This window comes from Mizugakiibacter sediminis (assembly GCF_000953855.2).
GTDB lineage: Bacteria > Pseudomonadota > Gammaproteobacteria > Xanthomonadales > Rhodanobacteraceae > Mizugakiibacter > Mizugakiibacter sediminis.
Genome location: NZ_DF970158.1, coordinates 1 through 24,244, shown reverse-complemented (window position 1 = coordinate 24,244; position 24,244 = coordinate 1). Strand labels below are relative to the sequence as shown.

Here is a 24,244-nt window from a genome sequence, read left to right as displayed (position 1 = left end):
CTCGTCCGCGTCGTGGCAGGACGCGGCGACCCAGGCGCCGGCCGGCAGCGGCCGCGCCTCGAGAGCCGCCAATTGCGCCGCGCGCAGATGCACGCCGACGCCGAGCTCGCGCGCCAGTTCGATGTCCGCATTGATCAGCAGATCCGCCCCGGCCGCGCGGCAGCGCGCGGCCAGCGCCCGCGCCAGCGGCCGCAGCGCGTCGCGCGCGAACGCCGGCAGGCGCAGCTGGAACAGCCGTTCGCCGCGCGCCAGCGCGGCGTCGAACAGCGCCGGCAACCGCGCGGGATCGGCAGCGGCGGGCGTGATCAGGTAATGCGGCGGCAGGCGCAGCGCGGCCAGCAGCGGGCGATCCGCCGGCGGCATCGTCGCCGCATCGATCTCGCGCGGCGGCGCCCAGCGCAGCGCGGCGGCGTCGTGCGGATGCGGCTCGCCCGTCCACGCGGCGACGCGCAGCGCCTCCAGGCGGATCGTCTTCTCCGGATAACGCCAGGGCACGGCGATCAGCGGCTCGAAGCCCTGCGCCTCGATGCCCAGCTCCTCGCGCAGCTCGCGCGCCAACGCCGCGTGCGCCGATTCGCCGGGCTCCACCTTGCCGCCGGGGAATTCCCACCGGCCGGCCTGGTGCCGGCCCGGCGGACGCTGCGCCAGCAGCACGCGTCCCTCGGCATCGGCGAGGACGCCGGCGACGACGTGCAGCGCCTTCACTCGCGCACGTATTCCACGAAGTCGAACGCGCAGGCGTGCTTCGCATCGGCGGGATGGTGCACGCGCGAGACTTCCACCCATTCGCTGAAGCGCACGCGCGGAAAGAAGGTGTCGGCGGCCTCGACGCGCCGGTCCACCCAGGTCAGGAACAGGCGCCGCGCCAGCGGCAGCGCCAGGCGGTAGACCTCGCCGCCGCCGATCACCATCAGCGCGCGGCCGTCGGCGATCGCCAGCGCCTCCTCCAGCGAACGCACCGTCTCCTGGCCGGGAAACGGCGCGTCGTGACGCCGGCTGAGCACCAGGTTCTGCCGCCCCGGCAGCGCGCGGCCGATCGACAGCGCGGTGCGGTAACCCATCAGCACGACCTTGCCCAGCGTCAGCGCCTTGAAGTGCCGGAGGTCGTCGGGCAGATGCCATGGCATCTGCCCGCCCTTGCCGATGGCGTGGTCGTGGTCCAGCGCGGCGATCAGCGAGACGCTCATGCGGCCTCCTCGGCGCTCACACGGCCACCGGCGCCTTGATCGCCGGGTGCGGATCGTAGGCTTCGATGGCGACGTCCTCGTAACGGAAATCGAAGACCGAGCGCACCGCGGGATTGAGGCGCAGGCGCGGCAGCGGCCGCGGCGTGCGCGCGAGCTGCTCGCGCGCCTGCTCGAAGTGGTTGCGGTAGAGGTGCGCGTCGCCCAGCGTGTGCACGAACTCGCCGGGTTCGAGACCGGTGGCCTGCGCCATCATGTGCGTCAGCAGCGCGTAGCTGGCGATGTTGAACGGCACGCCGAGGAAGATGTCGCCGGAGCGCTGGTAGAGCTGGCAGCTCAGCCGCCCGTTCGCCACGTAGAACTGGAACAGCGCGTGACAGGGCATCAGCGCCATCTTCGGCAGCTCGCCGACGTTCCAGGCGCTGACGATCAGGCGCCGCGAATCGGGGTTGCGGCGGATCTCCTCCTGCACCCAGGCGATCTGGTCGACCACCTTGCCGTCGGCGGTCGGCCAGGCGCGCCACTGGCGGCCGTAGACCGGCCCGAGGTCGCCGTTCGCGTCGGCCCATTCGTCCCAGATGCTGACGCCGTGCTCCTTGAGATAGCGGATGTTGGTGTCGCCGCGCAGGAACCAGATCAGCTCGTGCACGATCGACTTCAGGTGCAGCTTCTTGGTGGTGACCAGCGGGAAGCCTGCGGCGAGATCGAAGCGCATCTGCCAGCCGAACACCGAGCGCGTGCCGGTGCCGGTGCGGTCGCTCTTGTCGGTGCCGTGCTCGAGGACGTGGCGCAGCAGGTCGAGGTAGGGACGCATGCCGCCATTATTCCCGCCGGCCATGCCGGACGCCAGCGGCGCGCGGCGCGGCGGCGCCCGGAACCGGATCAACGCCGCCTTGCCGCCCGATAGGGTAACCTTGGGGGGTTCATGCCCGCGTTTTGGCCGCGCATGAGCGTGCCGGCGGCCGTCGTCTCCCCCGATGTGCCCGAGTTCAACCCAAGGCGGCGGAATCGACATGACGACGCAGACATCGCCCGTTTCACAGACCCGCTCGTTCAGCACGGTGTTCCTGATCGAGATGTGGGAGCGCTTCGGCTTCTACGGCATGCAGGTGCTGATGGTCACCTACATGATGAAGAAGCTCGGCTTCGCCGACAGCCGCGCCAACCTGGTCTGGGGCGCGGCGGCGGCGCTGATCTACGCCACGCCGGCGATCGGCGGCTGGATCGGCGACAAGCTGATCGGCACGCGCCGCACCATGCTCACCGGCGCCGTGGTGCTGGCGCTGGGCTACGCCATGCTGTGGATCCCTTCGTCCAACCCGACGCTGCTGTATTGCGCGCTCGGCGTGATCATCGTCGGCAACGGCTTCTTCAAGCCGAACGCCGGCAACCTGGTGCGCAAGATCTACGAGGGCGACGACGTCCGCATCGACAGCGCGTTCACCATCTACTACATGGCGGTGAACGTCGGCTCGATGGTGTCGATGACGCTGACGCCGTGGATCCGCGATTACGTCGGCGCGCGCTACGGCGACGCGCTGGGCTGGCATGCCGCGTTCGGCGCCTGCGCGGTCGGCCTGCTGCTCGGCCTGGCCAACTACACGCTGATGCACCGCACGCTGGCGCACATCGGCTCGCCGCCGGACGGGAAGCCGGTCGGCGCCGGCCGCGCCGCCGCGATCGCCGCCGCCGCGCTGGCGATGGTGTTCGTCTCCGCCTTCATCCTGCAGAGCGAGACCGTGGCGCGCATCTGCGTGTACGCCGCCGGCGCGGTGATCCTCGGCATCTTCATCCACCTGATCCGCGGCAGCGCGCGCGGCGAGCGCGCCGGCCTGATCGCCGCGCTGGTGCTGACCATCCAGACGATCTTCTTCTTCATCTTCTACGCGCAGATGGCCACCTCGCTGAACCTGTTCGCGCAGAAGAACGTCGACCTCGCCTTCGACCTGTTCGGCTTCCACCTGTTCGACTGGATCCCCGAGCAGTACCAGAACCTCAACGCGATCTGGATCGTGGTGCTGAGCCCGGTGCTGGTGCTGATCTACAACGCGCTCGGCCGCGTCGGCAAGGATCCGTCGGTGGCCGCCAAGTTCGCCTGGGGCTTCGCTGCGGTGGCGGCGGGCTTCTTCATGTACGGCGTCGGCGCGCACTGGGCGGTCGACGGCCGCGTGTCGTCGTGGGTGATGGTGTGGGGCTACGGCCTGTACTCGCTGGGCGAGCTGCTGGTCAGCGGCCTGGGGCTGGCCATGATCGCGCGTTACGTGCCGGCGCGCATGGGCGGCTTCATGATGGGCGCCTATTACGTCGCCGTCGGCATCTCCCAGTATCTCGGCAGCGTGGTCGCCAATCTCGCCAGCATTCCGCAGGGCCTGAACGATCCGGTGCAGTCGCTGGCGATCTACACCAGCCTGTTCGACAAGCTCGGCTGGGTCGGCGTCGGCTGCACGCTGATCGCGGTGGCGATGCTGCCGCTGATGCAGCGCCTGTCGCGGTCGCATTCGGCCGGGCAGGACGCGCTGGGCACCACCCCGCTGGTGCCGGCGGTCGCCGAAGACTGATCCGGCCGCAGGCGCGGCGGGCCGCCACCGTCCCGCCGCGCGACCTTCGCGAACGTTCGCGCATCCTGCGGGTCATACCCCGGTGCCGCCGCGCCGCGGCGGCGACGTCGTGCCGAAAGGCACGTCAACCGCCGGTCCGGATCCTGCGTTAATGTGAGATCGACCGCCGCCGGCCACGCCGGCCGCGGCCCCTCAACCCGAAGGATGCTTCGCATGTCGCGTGGGAAGATCGCGCTCATCGCCGCCGGCGTCGTCGTCGCCGGCCTGATCGGCTGGCGCATGATCCAGCATCGATCGCCTCGCGGCGAGGCCAATGCCGACGCGCCGGTGCCCGTCACCGTGGTGCCGGTCGAGCGCCGCGACGTGCCGGTGTATCTCGACGCGCTGGGCACGGTGCAGGCGCTGAACACCGTCACCGTGCGGCCGCAGGTCGGCGGCCAGCTGCAGGCGCTCGGCTTCAAGGAAGGACAGGAGGTCAGGCGCGGCGACGTGATCGCGCAGATCGATCCGCGCACCTACCAGGCGGCGCTGGACCAGGCGCAGGCCAAGCAGAAGCAGGACGAGGCGCAACTGGTCGCCGCGCGCAGCACGCTGAAGCGCTACGAGGATCTGATCAAGCAGAACTTCGTCGCCGCGCAGGATCTCGAGAACCAGCGCCAGACCGTGCGTCAGCTCGAGGCCACGGTCGCCGCCGACGCCGCCAACGTCGACAGCGCGCGCGTGCAGCTCGGCTACACGCGGGTCACCGCGCCGATCGACGGCCTCGCCGGCATCCGCCAGGTCGACGTCGGCAACCTGGTGCAGCCGTCCGACGCCGGCGGCATCGTCGTCCTGACCCAGGTGCGGCCGATCAGCGTGATCTTCACCCTGCCCGAGCAGGATCTCGACCTGGTGCGCGCCGGCGGCGACGGCCTGGCGGTCCAAGCACTCAACCGCGCCGACAACCGTCCCGTCGCCAGCGGCGTGCTGAAGGTGGTCGACAACCAGATCGACACCGCCACCGGCACCTTCAAGCTGAAAGCCGAGTTCCCCAACGCGGACGGCAGGCTGTGGCCCGGCCAGTTCGTCAACGTGCGCCTGCGCGTCGACACCGTGAAGGGCGGGCTGGTGGTGCCGGCGCAGGCGGTGCAGCGCGGGCCGGACGGCAGCTACGTCTACCTGCTGCAGCCGGATTCGACCGTGCTGATGCAGCCGGTGCAGGTCGGCGGCGAGGCGGGCGACGGCGCGCTGCTCGTCACCTCCGGCGTGAAGGCCGGCGACCGCGTGGTCACCGAGGGCCAGTTCCGCCTGAAGCCGGGCGCGAAGGTGCTGGCGCTGGCGCCGGGACAGACGCCGCCGCCGGCCAAGATCGAGACCGCGAAGGGCAAGCGCCGCGGCCGGGACGGCTGACGTGGGCATCTCCTCGCTGTTCATCCGCCGGCCGGTCGCCACCTCGCTGCTGATGGTGGCGGTGCTGCTGCTGGGCGTGATGGGCTACCGCGCGCTGCCGGTGTCGGCGCTGCCGGACATCGCCGCGCCCACCATCCAGGTCGCCACACAGTACCCCGGCGCCAGCCCGACCACCATGGCCGCGCTGGTGACCACGCCGCTGGAGCGCGAATTCGGGCAGATCTCCGGGCTGAGGATGATGACCTCGGACAGTGCCTTCGGACTGTCCACCATCGTGCTGCAGTTCGACGAGGGCCGCGACATCGACGCCGCCGCGCAGGACGTGCAGTCGGCGATCAACGCCGCCAAGGGCACGCTGCCGAGCAACCTGCCCTACCCGCCGGTGTACAACAAGGTCAATCCGGCCGACGCGCCGATCCTGACCCTGTCGCTGACCTCCTCCACGCTGCCGCTGCGCGAGGTCAACAACTACGCCGACTCGATCCTCGCGCAGAAGCTCTCGCAGGTAGCCGGCGTCGGTCTGGTCAGCATCGCCGGCAACCTGAAGCCGGCGGTGCGCGTGCAGGTCAATCCAGCCGCGCTGTCCAACCTCGGCCTCACCCTGGAGGACGTGCGCCAGGCGCTGGTGCAGGCCAACGTCAACGGCCCCAAGGGCACGCTGAACGGCGCGGTGCAGTCCTACACCATCGGCAGCAACGACCAGCTCGCCTCGGCCGCCGAATACCAGGACATCATCATCGCCTACCGCAACAACGCGCCGGTGCGGCTCGGCGACGTGGCGCAGGTGGTCGACGGCGTCGAGAACGACCAGCTCGCCGCCTGGGCCGACGGCACGCCGGCGGTGCTGCTGGACATCCGCCGCCAGCCCGGCGCCAACATCGTCGAGACCGTCGCCCGCGTGCGCGCCATGCTGCCGGAGCTGCAGGCGCTGCTGCCCGCCGGCGTGTCGCTGAAGGTGTTCGCCGACCGCACCGTCACCATCCGCGCTTCGGTGCACGACGTGCAGTTCACGCTGGTGCTGACCGTGTTCCTGGTGGTCGCGGTGATCTTCGTGTTCCTGCGCCGCTTGTGGGCGACGCTGATCCCCAGCGTCGCCGTGCCGCTGTCGCTGCTCGGCACCTTCGGCGCGATGACCTTCGCCGGCTTCTCGCTGGACAACCTCTCGCTGATGGCGCTGACCGTCGCGACCGGCTTCGTCGTCGACGACGCGATCGTGATGATCGAGAACATCGTGCGCTACATCGAGCAGGGCCGGCGGCCGCGCGAGGCCGCCGAGGTGGGCGCGAAGGAGATCGGCTTCACCGTGGTGTCGCTGACGGTGTCGCTGATCGCGGTGTTCCTGCCGCTGCTGCTGATGCCGGGCGTCACCGGCCGCCTGTTCCACGAATTCGCCTGGGTGCTGTCGATCGCGGTGGCGATCTCGGCGCTGGTGTCGCTGACGCTGACGCCGATGATGTGCGCCTACCTGCTGAAGCCGGGCGCGCTGCCCAAGGACGACGAGGCCGAGGCTCACGGCGCGCACACCACCTGGGGCCGCATCCTCGACGCCTACGCGCGCAGCCTGGACTGGGTATTCGCGCACCGGCGCCTGACCATCGCGGTGGCGTCGCTGTCGGTACTGATCACCGTCGCGCTGTACCTGGCGATTCCCAAGGGCCTGCTGCCGCAGCAGGACACCGGCCTGATCACCGCGGTGGTCGAGGCCGACCAGAGCATCGCCTTCCCGGCCATGCAGCAGCGCACGCAGGCGGTGGCGGAAGCGCTGCGCCGCGATCCGGCGGTGGCCGGCGTGGCCGCGTTCGTCGGCGCCGGCGCGATCAACCCGACGCTGAACCAGGGCCAGCTCAGCATCGTGCTGAAGCCGCGCGACGAGCGCGACGGCCTCGGCGCCGTGCAGGCGCGCCTGCAGCAGGCGGCCGCGCACATCCCCGGCGTCGCGCTGTATCTGAAACCGGTGCAGGACATCGAGCTGGACAGCCGCGTCGCTCCCACCGACTACCAGTACGTGCTGCAGGACGTGGACGCGGCCGAGCTGGCCGAGTGGGCGAACCGCTACACCGCGGCGCTGCGCCAGCGTCCGGAACTGGCCGACGTCGGCAACAACCTCGCCGCGCAGGGCCTGCAGCTCAGGCTCGACATCGACCGCGACCAGGCCAGCCGCCTCGGCGTGCCGGTGCAGAGCATCGACGACACGCTGTACGACGCCTTCGGCCAGCGCCAGATCACCACCATCTTCACCCAGCTGAACCAGTACCGCGTGGTGCTGGAGGTGGCGCCGCAGTACCGCACCAGCCGCGATCTGCTCGACAAGCTGACCGTGCGCACCGCCGGCAACGCCAGCGGGCGCGCGGTCACGCTGGCCAACGCCTCGCTGGACGCGACCATCAGCGACACCGGCGGCACCGTGCCGCTGTCGACGGTGGCGCGCGCCTCGGTGGTGTCTGCGCCGCTGGTGGTCAGCCACCAGAACCAGCTGCCGGCGGTGACGATCTCGTTCAACCTGGCGCCGGGCCATTCGCTTTCGCAGGCGGTGGATGCGATCCAGCGGGTCGCGCGCGGCATGGACGCGCCGCCGCAACTGCGCGGCCAGTTCATCGGCAAGGCCGCCGAATTTTCCGCCTCGCTGGGCAACGAGGTGCTGCTGATCCTCGCCGCGCTGGTAGTGATCTACATCGTGCTGGGCGTGCTCTACGAGAGCTACATCCATCCGGTGACGATCATCTCCACGCTGCCGCCGGCCGGCGTCGGCGCGCTGCTGGCGCTGATGCTGGCCGGCATGAGCCTGTCGGTGGACGGCATCGTCGGCATCATCCTGCTGATCGGCATCGTCAAGAAGAACGCGATCATGATGATCGACTTCGCGATCGAGGCGCAGCGCCAGGGCCGCACGCCGCTGGAGGCGATCCGCCGCGCCTGCCTGCTGCGCTTCCGCCCGATCATGATGACCACCGCCGCCGCGCTGCTCGGCGCGCTGCCGCTGGCGCTGGGCAGCGGCATCGGCTCGGAGCTGCGCCGGCCGCTCGGCGTCAGCATCGTCGGCGGCCTGCTGCTGTCGCAACTGGTGACGCTGTACACCACGCCGGTGATCTATCTCTACATGGAACGCCTCACGGCGTGGCTGCGCGAACGGCGCGGCCGCGAGCAGGTCGCGGCCGGGGGCGCGGCGTGAACATCTCCGGTCCGTTCATCCGGCGCCCGATCGGCACCTCGCTGCTGGCGGCCGGCATGGCCGTGGCCGGCCTGATCGCCTACTTCCTGCTGGCGGTGGCGCCGCTGCCCAACCTCGAATTCCCGGCGATCTTCGTGCAGGCCAGCCAGCCCGGCGCCGACGCGCGCACCATGGCCTCGACCGTGGCGGCGCCGCTGGAGCGCCACCTCGGCCAGATCGCCGGCATCGACACCATGAATTCGGAGAGCACGCAGGGCTCGTCCTTCGTGTTCATGATCTTCGACGTCGGCCACGACCTCGACGGCGCCGCGCGCGACGTGCAGGCTGCGATCAACGCCGCCGCGCCCGATCTTCCCGCCGGCCTGCGCACCGCGCCGACCTACCGCAAGGCCGACCCCAACCGCGCGCCGATCCTCAGCCTGGCGCTGACCTCGAAGACGGTGCCGCTGTCGCAGCTCTACAACCTCGCCGACTCGCTGCTGGCGCAGCGCATCCGCCAGCAGCCGGGCGTCAGCGACGTCGACATCCGCGGCGGCGCCACCCCGGCGGTGCGCGTCGACCTCAACCTGCGCGCGCTCTCCGCGATGGGCCTCTCCGGCGACGACGTGCGCAATGCGCTGACCGCGGCCAACGTCACCTCGCCGCAGGGTTTCCTCAGCGACGGCCGCACCATGATGGCGGTGTCCGCCAACGACGCATTGCGCACCGCCGCCGACTTCGCCCGCCTGGTGATCGGCGTGCGCAACGGCACGCCGGTGCGCCTCGAGGACGTCGCCCGCGTCTACGATGGCCAGGAGGACCGCTACCAGGCCGCCTGGTTCAACGGCCAACGCGCGATCCTGCTGATGGTGCGCAAGCAGGCCGACGCCAACATCCTGCAGACCGTGCGCTCGATCCAGCAGCAGCTGCCGCTGATGCGCAGCTGGCTGCCGGCCGGCGTCGAGCTGACGCCGTTCTTCGACCGCACCGGCACCATCGAGGCCTCGGTCGACGAGGTGCAGGTGACCCTGCTGATCAGCCTCGGCCTGGTGATCCTGACCATGCTGCTGTTCCTGCGCCGCTGGACGCCGACGCTGATCGCCGGCCTGGCCGTGCCGCTGTCGCTGGCCGGCGCGTTCGCGGCGATGTACGCGCTCGGCTTCACCCTCGACAACCTCTCGCTGATGGCGCTGGTGATCGCCGTCGGCTTCGTCGTCGACGACGCGATCGTGGTGATCGAGAACATCGTGCGCCACCTCGACGCGGGCCTGCCGCCGCTGCAGGCGGCGCTGCAGGGCGCGCGCGAGATCGGCTTCACCGTGGTTTCGATCACGGTGTCGCTGATCGCGGTGTTCATCCCGATGATCTTCGCGCCCGGCTTGCTCGGCCTGCTGTTCCGCGAGTTCTCGGTGACGCTGGCGGCGGCGGTGGCGATCTCCGCGCTGGTCTCGCTGACGGTGACGCCGTCGCTGTGCGCGCGCTTCCTGCGCCCGCACGACGCCGCGCCACCGTCGCAGCTCGGCCGCCGCATCGACGCCTTCCACGCGCGCCTGCACTCGGGTTACGCGCGCCTGCTCGACTGGGCGCTGCGCCACCGCCGGCTGATGGCACTGCAGCCGCTGCTGCTGGTGGCACTGACGGTCGTGCTGTTCGTCACCGTGCCCAAAGGCTTCTTCCCGCAGCAGGACACCGGCATGCTGCGCGGCCATACCGAGAGCGGCGCCGACGTCTCCTACGCGGTGATGGCGGCGCGCCAGCAGCTGATCGCCGCGATCGTGCAGCACGATCCGGCGGTGGACAGCGTCGGCTCGTTCCTCAGCGGCGGCCGCTGGGGCGGCGCCAACACCGGCTCGCTGTTCATCACCCTGAAGCCGTTCGGCGACGGCCGCAAGGACCGCGCCGACGCGGTGCTGGCGCGGCTGCGCGCGGCCGCGGCCAACGTCCCCGGCATCCGCCTCTCGCTCAGCACGGTGCAGGACATCGGCGGCGGCATGGGCGGCGGCAGCTCGGACAAGGCGCAGTACCAGTACGCGCTGAAGGGCGACGACCTCGACGCCCTGCGCGCCTGGGCGCCGCGCGTCGCCGCCGCGCTGCGCGCGCTGCCGCAGTTCAAGGACGTCAGCACCGACTACGACAGCGCCGGCATGCAGCAGAATCTGGTGATCGACCGCGCCGCGGCGGCGCGCCTCGGCGTGTCGATCGCGGCGATCGACAGCGCGCTTTACGACGCCTTCGGCCAGCGCCAGATCTCCACCATCTACTCCGACCTCAACCAGTACAAGGTGGTGCTGGACGCGCTGCCCGGACTGGCGCAGACGCCGCAGGCGCTGCTGAACCTGCACGTGCGCTCCAACCGCGGCGCCATGGTGCCGCTGTCGGCGGTGACGCGCATGGAGGCCGGCGTGGCGCCGCTGGAGGTCGACCACGAGGGCCAGTTCCCGGTCGCCAACGTCTACTTCAACCTCGCGCCCGGCGTGCCGATGGGAACGGCCGGGCCGCTGCTCGAGCGCACCCTGCGCGACTTGCGCGTGCCGGGCAGCATCCGCGGCGAGTTCGGCGGCGACTTCCGCCGCTTCCAGCAGACGCAGGGCGGCGGTCCGTGGCTGATCCTGGCGGCGATCCTCACCGTGTACATCGTGCTCGGCATGCTCTACGAGAACCTGGTGCATCCGGTCACGATCCTGTCGACGCTGCCCTCGGCCGGCGTCGGCGCGCTGCTGGCGCTGCAGATCACCGGCACCGAGCTGTCGGTGGTGTCGGTGATCGCGATCGTGCTGCTGATCGGCATCGTCAAGAAGAACGCGATCATGGTGGTCGATTTCGCGCTGACCGCCGAACGCGAGCGCGGCCTGGCGCCGGAGGCGGCGATCCGCGAGGCCTGCCTGGTGCGCTTCCGCCCGATCATGATGACCTCGATGGTCACCTTCCTCAGCGCGGTGCCGCTGGCGATCGGCTTCGGCGTCGGCGCCGAGATGCGCCAGCCGCTGGGCGTGGCCATGGCCGGCGGCCTGCTGGTCTCGCAGAGCCTGACCCTGCTCAGCACGCCGGCGATCTACCTGGGGTTCGCGCGCCTCGCCGCGCGCCGGCGCGAGCGCCGCGCGCGGCGGCCGGCACCGGCGCCGGCGGCCTGAGTGGGCCGCGGGCGGTTTCGAACGGGGCCGCGGGTCCGACCTCGGGTAAGCTAGGCGCTTGCCCGGTACGCCTTTCGCATGAACGCCTCCCGCCCGCACCTCCGGCTCGGCCCGCGCGCGCTGGTGCGCACGCTGGCCTGGTTGCGCCTGACCGCGATCGCCGGCCAGACCATCGCCGTGCTGGTGGTGGCCTATGGCCTCGGCATCCCCCTCCCGCAACTGCAACTGTTCGCGGGCATCGGCGTGCTGTCGGTGTTCGCCGCCTTCGCGGCCTGGCGGCTGGGGCGCAGCTGGCACGTCGGCGAGGCCGAGGCGGTGGCGCACATCGCCGTCGACACGCTGGTGCTGGGCTACCTGCTCTATCACACCGGCGGCGCCGCCAATCCGTTCGTCACCCTGATGCTGGTGCCGATCGCGCTGGCCGCCGCGGCGCTGTCCACGCGCGGCGTCGCCGCGGTGGCGACGCTGGCCGGCCTGGCCTACCTGTTGCTGATGCGCTGGTCCGTGCCGCTGCCGCACCTGCAGGCCGCAGGTTACGGCGGCTTCCGCCTGATCGTGATCGGCATGGCCGTCAACTTCGCCATCGCCGCGCTGCTGCTCGGCGTGTTCGCCGCGCGCCTCGCCGGCGCGCTGCGCGCCCAGCAGGACGAGGTGCAGCGCGTGCGCGAGCGCGCGCTGCGCGACGAGGGCATCCTCGCCATCGCCACGCAGGCGGCCGGCGCGGCGCACGAGCTGAACACGCCGCTGTCGACGATGCGCACCCTGCTCACCGAGCTGAAGCGCGAACGCGGCAGCGATGCCGCGCTGGACGAGGACCTCGAACTGCTGGCCGGCCAGGTCGAGCGCTGCCGCGGCATCCTGCGCGAGATGGCCAGCTTCGGAAAGATGCAGTTGACGCAGACGCCGGAGCGCACCACCCTCGGCGCGTTCGTGCACGACTGCACGGAACGCTTCCGCCTGCTGCGCCCCGAAGCCGAGGCCAGCGTCGAGATCGGCGAAGGCGACGCGGCGCTGCCGCTGCGCGTGCAGCCCGGCCTGCGCCATGCGCTGATCAACCTGCTCAACAACGCCGCCGACGCCTCCGCGCAAAACGATTCCGGCCGCGTCGGCCTGCTCGCGCGCCGCGAGCGCGGCTGGATCGAACTGCGCGTGCGCGACCAGGGCCCGGGCTTCACCGAGGACCCGCGCAATGCGACCATGCTGGGCCATTCGCGCAAGCACGACGGCCTGGGCCTCGGGCTGGCGCTGGCGGAAGCCACCGCCGAACGCCTGGATGGCGAGCTGTCGCTGGGCCACGCGCCGGACGGCGGCGCCGAAATCTGTCTGCGTTTGCCGCTGAGCGCGGTGGGAGATCGAACTTGAACCAGAGCAACGAACGTCTGCTGATCGTCGACGACGATGCCGTGTTCGTGCGCGTGCTGGCGCGCGCGCTGGGCGCCCGCGGCTACCAGGTCAGCGTGGCGCAGAACGCCGCCGCCGCGCGCGAGGCCGCGCGCGCCGAGCGCCCCGACGCGATCGTGCTCGATCTCAAGCTCGGCGAGGAGAACGGCCTGGCGCTGATCCCCGAGCTGCTGGGCATCGTGCCGCGCGCGCGCATCCTGCTGCTGACCGGCTACGCCTCGATCGCCACCGCGGTGGAGGCGATCAAGCGCGGCGCGCACGACTACCTGGCGAAGCCGGTCGATGCCGACGCCGTGGTGCGCGCGCTGGCGGAGGGCGACGCGCGCGACCCGCTGGCCGAAACCGGCGCGCCGCCGCCGCCGGACGCGCCGCCGCCGCTGCGCCGCCTGGAGTGGGAGCACATCCAGCGCGTGCTGGCGGAATGCGACGGCAACATCTCCGAGGCCGCGCGCCGGCTCGGCCTGCACCGCCGCACCCTGCAACGCAAGCTGGCCAAGCGGCCGGTGCGCGAGCGCCCGCTCGAAGAGGATTGAACCCGCCGCGGCGCGCGCGGCGACGGCGCGGTCCGCTTCCGTTGCGTGCCCGTGGCAAGAGCATTCGGACACGGATTCGCGCGGATCGGAGAAAAGCTCTATCCGCGTTCCTCCGCGCCAATCGACGTCGAGGAATCTCGTGTCGCCTGCGCGCAGGCGCCTGCGGTGGACGCCTACGGCTGGGCGCCGGCCTCGTCGGCGTAGATCGCCACGTGCGGCACGCCGTCGGCGCCGATCCAGCCGCGGAACATGCCGTCGGTGTTGAACGGCGTGGCGAAGCTGCCGTCGGCGCCCAGCACGATGGCGCCGCCGTCGCCGCCGAGCGCGGGGATCTCGCGGTCGATCACGTCCTCGGCGGCCTGCTTCACCGGCTGGCCCATCTCGGCCACGCGCATGCAGATGGTGTGCGCGGCCACGGTGCGGATGTAGAACTCGCCCCAGCCGGTGCCGGACACCGCGCACTTGGCGTTGGCGTAGGTGCCGGCGCCGATGATCGGCGAATCGCCGACGCGGCCCCAGCGCTTGTCGGTCATGCCGCCGGTGGAGGTGCCGGCGGCGAGGTGGCCCTGCCGGTCCAGCGCCACCGCGCCGACCGTGCCGAAATGCTTGGCGGTCTCGACGTCGGCGTGCGGCTGCTTGGCCGCGTCTTCCTGCAGCGCCTTCTGCAGCTGCTGCCAGCGCTCCTCGGTGCGGAAGTACGACGCGTCGACCAGCGCGATGCCCTGCTGCCTGGCGAAGGCCTCGGCGCCGTCGCCGACCAGCATCACGTGCGGCGAATGCTCCATCACCGCGCGCGCCAGCAGGATCGGGTTCTTCACGTGATGCACGTTGGCGACCGCGCCGGCGCGCAGCGTGGCGCCGTCCATGATCGCCGCGTCCAGCTCGTTCTTGCCGTCGTGGGTGAACACCGCGCCCTTGCCGGCGTTGAAGTGCGGGTCGTCCTCCAGCACGGTGATCGCCGCGGTCACCGCGTCCAGCGCCGGCTTGCCCGCCTGCAGCTCGGCGTAGCCGTGCCGCAGCGCCTCGGCCAGCTTGGCGCGGATCGCCTTCTCCGTGGCCGGGTTCATGTCCTTCCTGATCACGCCGGCGCCGCCGTGGATCACCAGGACGGGCGTGGCGGCATGGCTCATGGCGGCGGCTCCGAAGGCGACGAGCGTGGCGGCGAGCAGGCGTTGGCGCAGCTTCATGATGGACCTCCCCGGGGAAACGGCGCGAGTATAGCCACGCCGGCCCACGCGGCATGGGTGCATCGTCACGACGCGCGCTCAGCGCAGTCGCGCCACCCGCGGCGCCAGCACCTTCCAGACGTTGTCCAGCACCCGCGGCTCGCCGGCGGCGGCGGGGTGCAGGCCGTCGTCCTGCATCAGCGCCGGATCGAGCGCCACGCCGTCCAGCAGGAACGGCACCAGCGGCAGGCGGTAGCGCGCCGCGAGGTCGCGGTAGACCGCGCGCAGATCACCGCGGTACCGCGGCCCGTAGTTGACCGGCAGCTCGATGCCGATCAGCAGCACCTCGACCTCGGCCGCGCGACAGACGCGGATCATCGCTTCGAGGTTGGCGCGGATCTCGGCGAGCGGCAGGCCGCGCAGGCCGTCGTTGGCGCCGAGTTCGAGGATCACCAGCGCCGGCCGGTGCTCCTGCAGCAGCGCCGGCAGCCGGGTCACGCCGTCCGCCGTGGTCGCGCCGCTGACGCTGGCATTGATCACCGGCCGCGGCGCCTTCATCTCCCGCAAACGGACTTCCAGCAGATGCACCCAGCCGGCGTCCGCGGGAATGTTGTGCGCGGCCGACAGCGAATCGCCCAGCACCAGCACGGGCGGCGGCGCGGCAAGGGCCGCGGCGGAGGCGACCATCAGCAGCAGGACCACGAGGATTCGACGCATGAGCCCACCTTTACTGAGCGCACGCGGTCTTGGCAAGTCGGTGACCGGCCCGGAAGGACGACTGGACATCCTCGCCGGCGTCGACCTCGCGGTGGCCGCGGGCGAGAGCGTCGCCATCGTCGGCGCCTCCGGCTCCGGCAAGACCACCCTGCTCGGCCTGCTCGCCGGTCTCGACGTGCCGAGCGCGGGCAGCGTCGAACTGGACGGCCACGCGCTCGAGGCGCTGGACGAGGAAGGCCGCGCGGACCTGCGCCGGCGCCTGGTCGGCTTCGTGTTCCAGTCGTTCCACCTGCTGCCGGCGCTGACCGCGGAGGAGAACGTGATGCTGCCGTTGGAGCTGGACGGCGCCGACGACGCGCGCGAACGCGCGCGCGCCGCGCTGGCCGCGGTCGGCCTGGACGCGCGCCGCGGCCACTATCCCTACCAGCTCTCCGGCGGCGAGCAGCAGCGCGTCGCGCTGGCGCGCGCGTTCGTGCACCGCCCGCGCGTGCTGTTCGCCGACGAACCCACCGGCAATCTCGACCGGCGCACCGGCCGCGCCGTCGGCGACCTGCTGTTCGAGCTGAACCACGCGCACGGCACCACCCTGGTGCTGGTCACCCACGACCTCAAGCTGGCCGAGCGCTGCGGCCGCGTGATCGAGCTGGAAGGCGGCCGCCTGAAGGCGGCGGCATGAACACGCTGCGGCTGGCCCTGCGCAGCCTGCGCCGCGAATGGCGCCTGCCCGAACTGCGCACGCTGGCGCTTGCGCTGGTGCTGGCGGTGGCCGCGCTGGGCGCGGTGGCGACGCTGGCGGCGCGCGTCGAGCGCGCGCTGCTGGACAGCGCGGCGGAGCTGATCGGCGGCGACCTCGGCGTCGGCGCGCGCGCGCCGCTGCCGGCCGAGCTGGCCGCGCGGGCGCGCGCGCTCGGCCTCGAGGTCGGCGCCGCGGCGAGCTTCCCCAGCGTCGCCTTCGCCGGCGAGCGCAGCCAGCTGCTGGACGTGCAGGCGGTCGACGGCGCCTACCCGTTGCGCGGCACGCTGCAGCTCGCCGGCGCCGACGGCCGCGCCTACGCCGGCCGCGGCATCGCGCCGGGCACGGCGGCGCTGGACCACCGCGCGCTGGTCGCCCTCGGCCTGCGCGTCGGCGACCGCGTGCAACTCGGCGGCCGCGATCTCGCGATCGCCGCGGAGCTGGTGCGCCAGCCGGACGGCGGCGAGCTGTTCGCGCTGGCGCCGCGCGCGCTGATGAATCTCGGCGACGCCGAGGCCGCCGGCCTGCTCGGCGTCGGCAGCCGCGCGCGCCACCGCCTGATGCTGGCCGGCGCGCCGGCCGCGCTGGCCATGTTCCAGCGCTACGCCGAGCCGCGCCTGCCGGCCGGCGGCGAGATCCTCACGCCGGCGAAGACCCAGGAGCGCCTGAGCGCCGCCTTCGACCGCGGCGAGGCGTTCCTGCGCCTGGCGGCGCTGCTGGCCGCTCTGTTGGCCGGCGTGGCGATCGCGCTGGCCGCGCAGCGCTATGCGCGGCGCAAGACCGACGAGGTGGCGCTGCTGCGCGCGCTGGGCGCGCCGCGCCGGCAGGTGCTGGCGACGCTGGCGCTGATCCTCGCGCTGATCGCGCTGCCGGCGGCCGCGTTTGGCGGCGCGCTGGCGCTCGGCCTCGCCGAAGGCGTGTTCGCGCTGGCGCACGCCCTGTTCCCGCAGGCGCGGCCGGCGCTGCCGCTGGCGCCGGCGTTGGCCGCGGCCGGCGCCGGCCTCGCCGTGCTGGCCGGCTTCGCCTTGCCGCCGCTGGCGCGCCTCGCCGAAGTGCCGCCGGTGGCGGTGTTCCGGCGCATGCCGAACCGACGCGTGCGCCGCTTCGACGCCCTGTACCTGGTGCCGGTGGCGGTCGCGGTGCTGCTGATCGCCGCCGAGAGCGGTTCGCTGCGCGTGGCCGGCATCCTCGCCGGCAGCCTCGCCGGCGTGGCGCTGGTCGCGGCGACGCTGGCCGCGAGCCTGCTGGCGCTGGCGCGGCGCCTTGCGCCCGGCGCGCATCCGGCGCTGCGGCTCGGGCTGTCCTCGCTGGCGCGGCGGCGCGGCCTGACCCTGGTGCAGGCCACGGCGATCGCGCTCGGCCTGACCGCGCTGCTGCTGCTCGCCGTGGTGGCGCCGGCGCTGCTGGACGGCTGGCGCCGCGAGCTGCCGGCCGACACGCCCAACTGGTTCGTGCTGAACCTGCAGGACGACCAGCGCGACGCCGTCGGCGCGGAGCTGGCGCGCCTCGGCGCCGACCAGTTGAACATGCTGCCGCTGACCGTCGGCAAGCTCGCCGCGATCGACGGCCGCGTGCCGCGCGCCGAGGACTTCCGCGACCCGCGCGCCCGCGAATGGCTGGACAACCAGCTCCGGCTGTCGTGGAGCGCGGCGCTGCCGCAGGCGAACCGCGTGGTCGCCGGCCGCTGGTTCGCGGCGCAGCCGGCGGAGCCGGAGGTGTCGGTCGACCGCGGCTGGGCCGAAACCTTCGGCTTGAAGCTCGGCGACACGCTGACCTTCGCGGTCGGCGACCGCACGCTGACCGCGCGCATCACCAGCCTGCGCGGCGTCGACTGGAGCTCGTTCCGCGTCAACTTCTTCCTGCTGCTCGATCCCGCGCACGCCGCCGACCTGCCGCACACCTGGCTGGCCAGCTTCCATCTCGACAAGGGCCGCGGCGACGCGCTGGCCGCGGTCACGCGCGCGCATCCCAACCTCACGCTGATCGACGTCAACGCGCTGCTCGACCGCATCCGCGACATCATCGGTCGCGTCGCCGGCGCGGTGCGCTGGGTGCTGGGTTTCAGCCTGCTGGCCGGCGCGCTGGTGCTGGCGGCGGCGCTGGCGGCCAGCGCGCGCGAGCGGCGCCACGAGGCCGCGCTGCTGCGCACGCTGGGCGCGCGCGGGCGCCAGCTCACCGCGGCGGTGGCGGCGGAATTCGCCGCGCTCGGCCTGATCGCCGGCCTGACCGCCGCCGCCGGCGCTGCCGCCGCCGGCCTCTGGTTCGCCGCACGCGTGCTGAAGCTGGACGGCTTCGTGCCGCCGCTGGCGCCGCTGATCGGCGCCGCCGCAGCCGCCGCCGGCGCCGTCACCCTGCTCGGCCTCGTCGGCACGCGCCGCGTGCTGCGCACGCCGCCGCTGGCGGTGCTGCGGCGGGGCTGAATTTCCACGGCCGGCGTGCCCCGGCTCCTGCCTCCTCCTCCGGAGACGGGGTCTGCACGCGTGCACGTGCGAGGGTCGTGCGGTTGCTGCTAGCGTGCACGCAACCCCAAGGAGCATTGCCCATGCCGATCCGCCACCTCGCCCCGATCGCCCTGCTGATCGGCTCGAACGTATTCATGACCTTCGCCTGGTACGGCCACCTCAAGTTCACCGACCGGCCGCTGTGGGCGGTGATCCTGGTGAGCTGGGGCATCGCCTTCTTCGAGTACTGCCTGCAGGTGCCGGCCAACCGCATCGGCTACGGCGTCTACAACCCGGCGCAGCTGAAGACCATCCAGGAGATCATCACCCTGGTGGTGTTCATGGCGTTCTCGGTGTTCTATCTGGGCGCGCAGGTACGCTGGAACCACCTGGTCGGCTTCGCCCTGATCGTGGCGGCGGCGTTCTTCATCTTCTACGAGTGAGCAGGTCGGCGCAGGGCGGGGCGGGAACGGCGCGCGCTGGCCGCCTGAACGCGGGTTCGGGTCGCCTGTGCGCAGTGCCCGGGAGAAGCGTGCGGCGCGTCGTTCCCGCGCGGGGACCCGCGCAGGAGCCTGCATGCAGGCGCCCCCCGGGCGCAGGAATCATCTCAGGAGGCGGTGCATGCCCGCTCAGTCGCCGGAGACGTGCGGCACGCTGACCTTGCCGCCGATGTCGCGGTAGCTGATGTCGCCGCTGCCGGTGGATTCCACGGTGAAATTGCCGCGCACGCCGCTGGCGCTGACGTCGCCGCTGCCGGTGCTGCCGACCCAGACGTCGCGGCCGACGTCGCTGACGCCGACGTCGCCGGAGCCGGTCGATTCGACGCGCACGTTGCCGCCGACGTGGGCGAAGTTGAGATCGCCGGAACCGCTGTGGCCGACGTCGACGTCGCCGCGCACGCCGTCGACACGCACGTCGCCCGAACCGGTCGAGCGCAGCTCGACGCTGCCGACGTCGTGGGCTTCGACGTCGGCCGACCCCAGCCGCAGGATCAACGCGCCGGCGATGTTGCGCGCGCGCAGGTCGCCGGAACCGGAGCCGAAGTCGAGCGAGGCCACGCCGCCGGCATCGACGTCGCCGGAACCGCTGTCCACGGCCGCGGCCAGCGCGGCCGGCACGCGCACGTGCAGGTCGAGGTAGGCGTAGCTGGAGCCGAACAGGCTGATGTGGATGCCGCGGTCGCGGTTGTCGGCGGTCACGGTCAGGCGGTCGCCGCCGCGCTCCTGCCGCACGGTCAGCTCGTCCAGCCATTTCGGATCGGAAGCGCAGGCCTTACCGCGCACTTCGACGCGCTTGAGGCCGGGCACGCCTTCCAGCACGAGGTCGCTGGAGCCGAGCTTCAGCGCGACCGTGCGCAGGCCGGCGGCGTCGAGGTCGAAGTTGCGGTCGGCGGAGTAGCGGCATTCGCGCGCGCCGGCCGCGAGCGGCAGGGCGAGCAGGACGAGGACGATCGGGACACGCATGGCGGACCTCCGCGACGGGTGGGGATGACGCATCTGTGATGCACGATCATCGCACGCCGTTGAAACGCCGATGCCGTGACCGATGGCACGGCCGTCAACGGCGGGCCGCCTGGCGCGTTCCGGCGGGTGTCGACCCCGACGGAGACGCCCCCATGACCCGCAACACCGTACTCGCCTTCGCCCTCGGCGCGCTGCTCGCCGGCGGCCTGTCCTATGCGCTGGCGGCGCCGCGCGCCTCCATGGATGACGCGGCCGCCCTGACCGACGGCTACGGCCACCACGGCGGCGGCATGATGCGCATGCGCGGCGCGGCGCTGCCCGCACGCGCGGCGATAGGCGATCTGCGCCGCATCGAGCGCCTGTACCTGATCGACGGCCGCGCCAAGGACCTGCCGGCGCTGTACAAGGACGTGCTGGCCAAGACGCGGAACCCGATCGTGCGCACCTACGCCTACCGCCACCTCGCGCACGCGCAGCTGAAGCCGGCCAACCTCGACCAGGCCATCGCCACGCTGAAGCAGAGCCTGGACGAGGATCTGGCGCGGCTGGACAAGGCGCCCGCGCCGGAACGCCAGTAGCGCGAGGACACCGCTCCGGCCGCGGCGGCGCGCATGCTCCCTGCTGCAGCGGCCGTGGCCGCGACCGGAGCGGACGGATCCTCCGCGGCTGCCCGGGATGACCGACGTCCCGGGACGCGACCACGGTCGCCCCTACGCGAGCGCCCCGCAATTCATTCCCGCTCCTCGGCCTTGGCGCGGTCCCACAGCGCGTCCTGCTCGGCCAGGGTCTTGCCCAGCAACGTCTCGCCCGCGGCGCGGGCGAGCGCCTCCATGCGGCGGAAGCGGCGTTCGAACTTGGCGTTGGCGCGGCGCAGCGCGCGCGAGGGATCCACCTTGACGTGGCGCGCCAGGTTGACGATCACGAACAGCACGTCGCCGATCTCGTCCTCGAGCCGCTCGACTGGCGCGCCGGCGGCGAACTCGGCACGCACCTCCTCGAGTTCCTCCTCGAGCTTGTCCAGCACCGGATCGGGACCGGGCCAGTCGAAGCCGACGGTGGCCGCGCGCTGCTGCAGCTTCAGCGCGCGCTGCCACTCCGGCAGGCCGCGGGCGATGCCGGCCAGCGCGCTGTCGTCCCGCTCGCCCTTGGCGGCGCGCTCGCCGGCCTTGATCGCCTCCCAGGCGCGCGTCTGTTCGGCGGCGTCGGCGTAGCGCGCGTCGGCGAACACGTGCGGGTGGCGGCGCACCAGCTTGTCGCTGATCGCCTCGACCACGTCGGCGAAGCGGAACAGCCCGGCCTCCTCGGCCATGCGCGCGTGGAACACCACCTGCAGCAGCAGGTCGCCCAGCTCGTCGCGCAGCGCGGCGTGGTCCTTGCGGTCGATCGCGTCGACGACCTCGTAGGCTTCTTCCAGCGTGTACGGCGCGATGCTGTCGAAGGTCTGCTGCGCGTCCCATGGGCAGCCGCGCTCGGGGTCGCGCAGGCGCGCCATGATCGCCAGCAGATCGTCGAGCGTGTAGCGGGGCGTGTCGTTCATGGCGCAGCGGGCTGGCGCAGGCGCGCGATCCAGTCGACGCGCGGGTCGCCGACGGCGAGGAAGTCGGGGTTGAGCAGCGACTCCTTGGCGTTGTAGGTCAGCGCGCGGCCGTCGAGATCGAGCACCGCGCCGCCGGCCTCCTCCAGCACGCACTGCGCGGCGGCGGTGTCCCATTCGCTGGTCGGACCGAGGCGGAGATACAGGTCGGCGTCGCCACGCGCGATCAGGCAGAACTTCAGCGAGGAGCCCATCGGCAACAGCACGTGCTCGCCCAGCGCGGCCAGCAGCGCCGCCTGCTGCGGGTTGCCGTGCGAACGGCTGCCGGCGACCACCAGCGGCCGCGCCGGCGCGCGCACCGCCAGCGGCTCGGGCAACGCGCCCGGCGCGCGTTCACGGAACGCGCCGCCGCCGGTGGTGGCGCTGTACAGCTCGCCGCTCACCGGCGCCAGCACGATGCCGAGGACGGCGCGGTGGTCCTCGATCAGCGCGATGTTGACGGTGAACTCGCCGTTGCGCTTGATGAACTCGCGCGTGCCGTCCAGCGGATCGACCAGCCAGTGCCGCGGCCAGGCGCGCCGCTCGCTCCACGGCACGGCGGCGGATTCCTCCGACAGCACCGGGATGTCCGGCGTCAGCGCGCGCAGGCCGTCGACCAGGATGCGGTGCGCGGCCATGTCGGCCGCGGTCAGCGGCGAGGCATCGTCCTTGTGCTCGACGCCGAAGCTGGTGGCGTACACCTTGAGGATCGCGGTGGCGGCCTGCCGCGCCAGTCGCGCCGCCTCGCGCCGGTAGCGTTCGAGCGTGCTCATGCGGGGCGGAAGCGGCCGGCGAGGTATTCGCGCGCCATGAACAGCGCGGCGATCGAGCGGCCCTCGGTGACGTCCTCGCGGCCGAGCAGCTTGTGCAGCTCGGCGAACTTCCACGGCACCACCTCCAGCTCCTCCGGCTCGTCGCCCGGCAGGCGCTCGGGGTAGAGATCCTGCGCCAGCACCACGTAGGTCTCGTGGGTCATGTACGCCGGCGACAGCGACAACCGGCCGATCACGCGCAACTCGCGCGCGCCGTAGCCGACCTCCTCCTTCAGCTCGCGGTCGGCGCCCTGCTCGATGGTCTCGTCGTGGTCGAGCCGCCCTTTCGGCAGGCCGAGCTCGTAGCGGTTGACGCCGACGCCGTATTCGCGCACCAGCAGCACGGTCTCGGCGTCGCGCACCGGCACGATGATCACCGCGCCGAGGCCGGAGCCTTTCAGGCGCTCGTAGGTGCGGCGCTCGCCGTTGGAGAACTCGAGGTCGACCTGCTCGACGCGCAGGAAGCGGCTGGCGTCGACCAGACGGGTGGCGTGGATCACGGGCGGTTTGCGGGGCATGCGCGGATTGTAGCGGCAGCGGCTGACGAATCCCGCGCTGCCGCCGCGATGCGGACGGACGCCGTGCGGATATCCCGCGGCGCGCTTGTCTCCCTCTCCCCCGAAGGGGAAGGGTCGGGGTGAGGGGGTGCCGTCCGCAGGACGGCCATGCTCGGCGGCGGACTCGCCTGACGCGCTACACGAGCGTCCCCCTCACCCTGCTCTCTCCCCCCGCCGCGGAGAGGGAAGAGCGCAGCGCCGTCAGCCGCGGCTTCTCAGGTGGTCCGTGCGAACCGCCGCAGCGCCTCGGCGTGGATCGCCGGCACGCCGGCCAGCACGCTGGTGGTGTCGAGCGTCGGCGCGCCGCCGTCGAGGTCGGTGAACGTGCCGCCGGCCTCGCGCACGATCACCGCCAACGCGGCGATGTCGAGGATGTTGACGTCGGACTCGATCACCAGATCCAGCCCGCCGCGCGCCAGCAGGTGGTAGTGGCAGAAATCGCCGTAGCCGCGGATGCGGTTGCTGGCGCGGATCAGCGCGCCCAGCGCCTGCCAGCGCGGGCCCGCGGTCAGCGTCTTCACGTTGCCGATGGACAGCGATGCCTGCGCGAGCTCGCGCGTCTCCGCCACGCGCACGCGCTCGCCGTCGAGAAACGCGCCGCCGCCGGCGCGCGCCCACATGGTTTCGCCGTACACGGGCGCGCAGGACACACCGGCGACCAGCGCGCCGCGCTGCATCAGCGCGATCTGCGTGGAGAAGAACGGCGTGCGCCGCACGAAGCTCTTGGTGCCGTCCAGCGGATCGACCAGCCAGAGGCAATCGCCGGTGCCGTCGCGGCCCAGCTCCTCGCCGTGGATGGCGTGGTCCGGAAACGCCGCGCGCAGCACCGAGCGGATCGCCGTCTCCGCTTCGCGGTCGGCGACGGTGACGGGCGTGGCGTCGGCTTTCAGCTCGACCTGCACCTCGCGCCGCCAGTAGTGGCGCAGCACCTCGGCGGCGGCGCCGGCGGCTTCGCGCGCGGTCGCCAGCGCGCGTTCGAGAAAGGCGACATCGATGCTCATCCTGCGTTCCTCACCAGACCACGCCGCGCTTGATGCGCAGCACCACGCGGCCGTCCGCCGCCGGCGCGCCGAAACGCGCCAGCGCGCGGCGCACGCGTGCGTCGTCGCGGCGCGGCGTCAGCTCCAGTTGCAGCGTCCAGCCCAGCGGCAGGATACGGTAGCGGCCGGCGACCGCCACCTCGCCGCGGCCGTCGTCGCGCATGGCGCCGCCGATACTGCCGTCCGGCCGTACCGCGGCGTCGGCGACGACCTCGCCCAGCGTCACCGCGCCGTCGCCCAGCGTGGCGTCGCGCCACACGGCGCGCGCCTGCAGCGCGGTCGGCCAGCCGCGCGCCAGTTGCGCGCGGTCCACCTGCGCGACGATCGTGCCGCCGAGCGCCGGCACATCGTCGTCCAGCAGCGGCGCCAGGCGCGCGGCCGGCAGCTCGAGCGCGACG

The 24,244-nt window shown here is 72.5% G+C and carries 21 protein-coding genes; 10 read left to right on the top strand and 11 right to left on the bottom strand.

Annotated elements, in window-relative coordinates:
- The 3 genes from MBSD_RS03185 to MBSD_RS03175 all read right to left on the bottom strand — a co-directional run.
- A partial coding sequence (locus MBSD_RS03185; RefSeq protein ID WP_062534994.1) for a Nudix family hydrolase occupies nt 1–705 on the bottom strand: 705 nt, incomplete at its 3' end.
- On the bottom strand, nt 702–1,187 hold the full coding sequence (locus MBSD_RS03180) for a dihydrofolate reductase (RefSeq protein WP_062534992.1): 486 nt from the start codon (nt 1,185–1,187) through the stop codon (nt 702–704). The genes MBSD_RS03180 and MBSD_RS03185, both read right to left, overlap by 4 nt.
- 16 nt (nt 1,188–1,203) lie before the next feature.
- Complete coding sequence (locus MBSD_RS03175; RefSeq protein ID WP_062534990.1) at nt 1,204–1,998, bottom strand: thymidylate synthase; 795 nt, start codon at nt 1,996–1,998, stop codon at nt 1,204–1,206.
- A 199-nt stretch (nt 1,999–2,197) separates the two neighbouring features.
- Here MBSD_RS03175 and MBSD_RS03170 point away from each other — a divergent pair, with 199 nt between their 5' ends.
- The 6 genes from MBSD_RS03170 to MBSD_RS03145 all read left to right on the top strand — a co-directional run bounded on the left by MBSD_RS03170 (nt 2,198) and on the right by MBSD_RS03145 (nt 13,344).
- Nucleotides 2,198–3,742, top strand: a complete 1,545-nt coding sequence (locus tag MBSD_RS03170; RefSeq protein WP_062534988.1) for a peptide MFS transporter — start codon at nt 2,198–2,200, stop codon at nt 3,740–3,742.
- 213 nt (nt 3,743–3,955) lie between these two features.
- Nucleotides 3,956–5,131: an efflux RND transporter periplasmic adaptor subunit gene (locus MBSD_RS03165; protein WP_062534986.1), complete on the top strand. Its 1,176-nt coding sequence runs from the start codon at nt 3,956–3,958 to the stop codon at nt 5,129–5,131.
- A gap of 1 nt (nt 5,132) precedes the next feature.
- Entirely contained in the window at nt 5,133–8,300 is a 3,168-nt protein-coding gene (locus MBSD_RS03160; protein WP_062534984.1) for an efflux RND transporter permease subunit, read from the top strand.
- Nucleotides 8,297–11,410 carry an efflux RND transporter permease subunit gene (locus MBSD_RS03155; RefSeq protein ID WP_062534982.1) on the top strand — a complete coding sequence of 1,038 codons (3,114 nt, stop codon included), beginning with the start codon at nt 8,297–8,299 and terminating at the stop codon, nt 11,408–11,410. Before MBSD_RS03160 ends, MBSD_RS03155 begins: the two co-directional genes overlap by 4 nt.
- Nucleotides 11,411–11,488: 78 nt before the next feature.
- A complete protein-coding gene (locus MBSD_RS03150; protein WP_062534980.1) occupies nt 11,489–12,772 on the top strand; it encodes an ATP-binding protein in 1,284 nt (427 codons plus the stop codon).
- Entirely contained in the window at nt 12,769–13,344 is a 576-nt protein-coding gene (locus MBSD_RS03145) for a response regulator transcription factor (protein ID WP_062534978.1), read from the top strand. Before MBSD_RS03150 ends, MBSD_RS03145 begins: the two co-directional genes overlap by 4 nt.
- 173 nt (nt 13,345–13,517) lie before the next feature.
- On the opposite strand, the gene MBSD_RS03140 is transcribed toward MBSD_RS03145, so the two are convergent.
- Nucleotides 13,518–14,531: an isoaspartyl peptidase/L-asparaginase family protein gene (locus tag MBSD_RS03140; RefSeq protein ID WP_187300543.1), complete on the bottom strand. Its 1,014-nt coding sequence runs from the start codon at nt 14,529–14,531 to the stop codon at nt 13,518–13,520.
- 78 nt (nt 14,532–14,609) lie between these two features.
- Nucleotides 14,610–15,227, bottom strand: coding sequence for an arylesterase (locus MBSD_RS03135; protein ID WP_062534976.1), 618 nt, complete (start codon nt 15,225–15,227; stop codon nt 14,610–14,612).
- On the opposite strand from MBSD_RS03135, the gene MBSD_RS03130 reads away from it, so the two are divergent.
- From MBSD_RS03130 to MBSD_RS03120, 3 genes are all read left to right on the top strand, one after another.
- Nucleotides 15,226–15,903: an ABC transporter ATP-binding protein gene (locus MBSD_RS03130; RefSeq protein ID WP_062534974.1), complete on the top strand. Its 678-nt coding sequence runs from the start codon at nt 15,226–15,228 to the stop codon at nt 15,901–15,903. The genes MBSD_RS03135 and MBSD_RS03130 overlap by 2 nt on opposite strands.
- A complete protein-coding gene (locus MBSD_RS03125; RefSeq protein WP_062534972.1) occupies nt 15,900–18,380 on the top strand; it encodes an ABC transporter permease in 2,481 nt (826 codons plus the stop codon). Before MBSD_RS03130 ends, MBSD_RS03125 begins: the two co-directional genes overlap by 4 nt.
- Nucleotides 18,381–18,502: 122 nt before the next feature.
- Nucleotides 18,503–18,844 (top strand): DMT family protein, encoded by a 342-nt coding sequence (locus MBSD_RS03120; protein ID WP_062534970.1) that lies wholly within the window; start codon nt 18,503–18,505, stop codon nt 18,842–18,844.
- A 186-nt stretch (nt 18,845–19,030) separates the two neighbouring features.
- Here the strand turns inward: MBSD_RS03120 and MBSD_RS03115 are convergent, their stop codons facing one another.
- Nucleotides 19,031–19,864 carry a DUF4097 family beta strand repeat-containing protein gene (locus tag MBSD_RS03115; protein WP_062534968.1) on the bottom strand — a complete coding sequence of 278 codons (834 nt, stop codon included), beginning with the start codon at nt 19,862–19,864 and terminating at the stop codon, nt 19,031–19,033.
- A 152-nt stretch (nt 19,865–20,016) separates the two neighbouring features.
- Between MBSD_RS03115 and MBSD_RS03110 the strand changes: the two genes are divergently transcribed.
- The gene (locus MBSD_RS03110) at nt 20,017–20,442 is read left to right on the top strand and encodes a hypothetical protein (RefSeq protein WP_062534966.1); all 426 of its coding nucleotides are present in this window, start codon (nt 20,017–20,019) and stop codon (nt 20,440–20,442) included.
- A gap of 152 nt (nt 20,443–20,594) precedes the next feature.
- Here the strand turns inward: MBSD_RS03110 and mazG are convergent, their stop codons facing one another.
- The 5 genes from mazG to gspN all read right to left on the bottom strand — a co-directional run.
- On the bottom strand, nt 20,595–21,401 hold the full coding sequence (gene mazG / locus MBSD_RS03105) for a nucleoside triphosphate pyrophosphohydrolase (protein WP_062534963.1): 807 nt from the start codon (nt 21,399–21,401) through the stop codon (nt 20,595–20,597).
- Nucleotides 21,398–22,210: a 3'(2'),5'-bisphosphate nucleotidase CysQ gene (cysQ, locus tag MBSD_RS03100; protein ID WP_062534961.1), complete on the bottom strand. Its 813-nt coding sequence runs from the start codon at nt 22,208–22,210 to the stop codon at nt 21,398–21,400. Before cysQ ends, mazG begins: the two co-directional genes overlap by 4 nt.
- Nucleotides 22,207–22,767 (bottom strand): ADP compounds hydrolase NudE, encoded by a 561-nt coding sequence (nudE, locus tag MBSD_RS03095; protein ID WP_062534959.1) that lies wholly within the window; start codon nt 22,765–22,767, stop codon nt 22,207–22,209. Before nudE ends, cysQ begins: the two co-directional genes overlap by 4 nt.
- A 254-nt stretch (nt 22,768–23,021) precedes the next feature.
- Nucleotides 23,022–23,807 carry an inositol monophosphatase family protein gene (locus tag MBSD_RS03090; RefSeq protein WP_062534958.1) on the bottom strand — a complete coding sequence of 262 codons (786 nt, stop codon included), beginning with the start codon at nt 23,805–23,807 and terminating at the stop codon, nt 23,022–23,024.
- 10 nt (nt 23,808–23,817) lie between these two features.
- Nucleotides 23,818–24,244 (bottom strand): type II secretion system protein N (gspN, locus tag MBSD_RS03085; protein ID WP_148667798.1); only part of this gene is annotated, 427 nt, incomplete at its 5' end.

Excerpts from the sequence above, each read along its gene's own strand:
- MBSD_RS03140 (WP_187300543.1), bottom strand. The coding sequence starts at position 14,531 with ATGAAGCTGCGCCAACGCCTGCTCGCCGCCACGCTCGTCGCCTTCGGA.
- MBSD_RS03150 (WP_062534980.1), top strand. The coding sequence starts at position 11,489 with ATGAACGCCTCCCGCCCGCACCTCCGGCTCGGCCCGCGCGCGCTGGTG.
- MBSD_RS03115 (WP_062534968.1), bottom strand. The coding sequence starts at position 19,864 with ATGCGTGTCCCGATCGTCCTCGTCCTGCTCGCCCTGCCGCTCGCGGCC.
- MBSD_RS03165 (WP_062534986.1), top strand. The coding sequence starts at position 3,956 with ATGTCGCGTGGGAAGATCGCGCTCATCGCCGCCGGCGTCGTCGTCGCC.
- MBSD_RS03120 (WP_062534970.1), top strand. The coding sequence starts at position 18,503 with ATGCCGATCCGCCACCTCGCCCCGATCGCCCTGCTGATCGGCTCGAAC.
- MBSD_RS03175 (WP_062534990.1), bottom strand. The coding sequence starts at position 1,998 with ATGCGTCCCTACCTCGACCTGCTGCGCCACGTCCTCGAGCACGGCACC.
- MBSD_RS03135 (WP_062534976.1), bottom strand. The coding sequence starts at position 15,227 with ATGCGTCGAATCCTCGTGGTCCTGCTGCTGATGGTCGCCTCCGCCGCG.
- MBSD_RS03180 (WP_062534992.1), bottom strand. The coding sequence starts at position 1,187 with ATGAGCGTCTCGCTGATCGCCGCGCTGGACCACGACCACGCCATCGGC.
- nudE (WP_062534959.1), bottom strand. The coding sequence starts at position 22,767 with ATGCCCCGCAAACCGCCCGTGATCCACGCCACCCGTCTGGTCGACGCC.
- MBSD_RS03130 (WP_062534974.1), top strand. The coding sequence starts at position 15,226 with ATGAGCCCACCTTTACTGAGCGCACGCGGTCTTGGCAAGTCGGTGACC.
- MBSD_RS03090 (WP_062534958.1), bottom strand. The coding sequence starts at position 23,807 with ATGAGCATCGATGTCGCCTTTCTCGAACGCGCGCTGGCGACCGCGCGC.
- cysQ (WP_062534961.1), bottom strand. The coding sequence starts at position 22,210 with ATGAGCACGCTCGAACGCTACCGGCGCGAGGCGGCGCGACTGGCGCGG.
- MBSD_RS03110 (WP_062534966.1), top strand. The coding sequence starts at position 20,017 with ATGACCCGCAACACCGTACTCGCCTTCGCCCTCGGCGCGCTGCTCGCC.
- MBSD_RS03125 (WP_062534972.1), top strand. The coding sequence starts at position 15,900 with ATGAACACGCTGCGGCTGGCCCTGCGCAGCCTGCGCCGCGAATGGCGC.
- MBSD_RS03170 (WP_062534988.1), top strand. The coding sequence starts at position 2,198 with ATGACGACGCAGACATCGCCCGTTTCACAGACCCGCTCGTTCAGCACG.
- mazG (WP_062534963.1), bottom strand. The coding sequence starts at position 21,401 with ATGAACGACACGCCCCGCTACACGCTCGACGATCTGCTGGCGATCATG.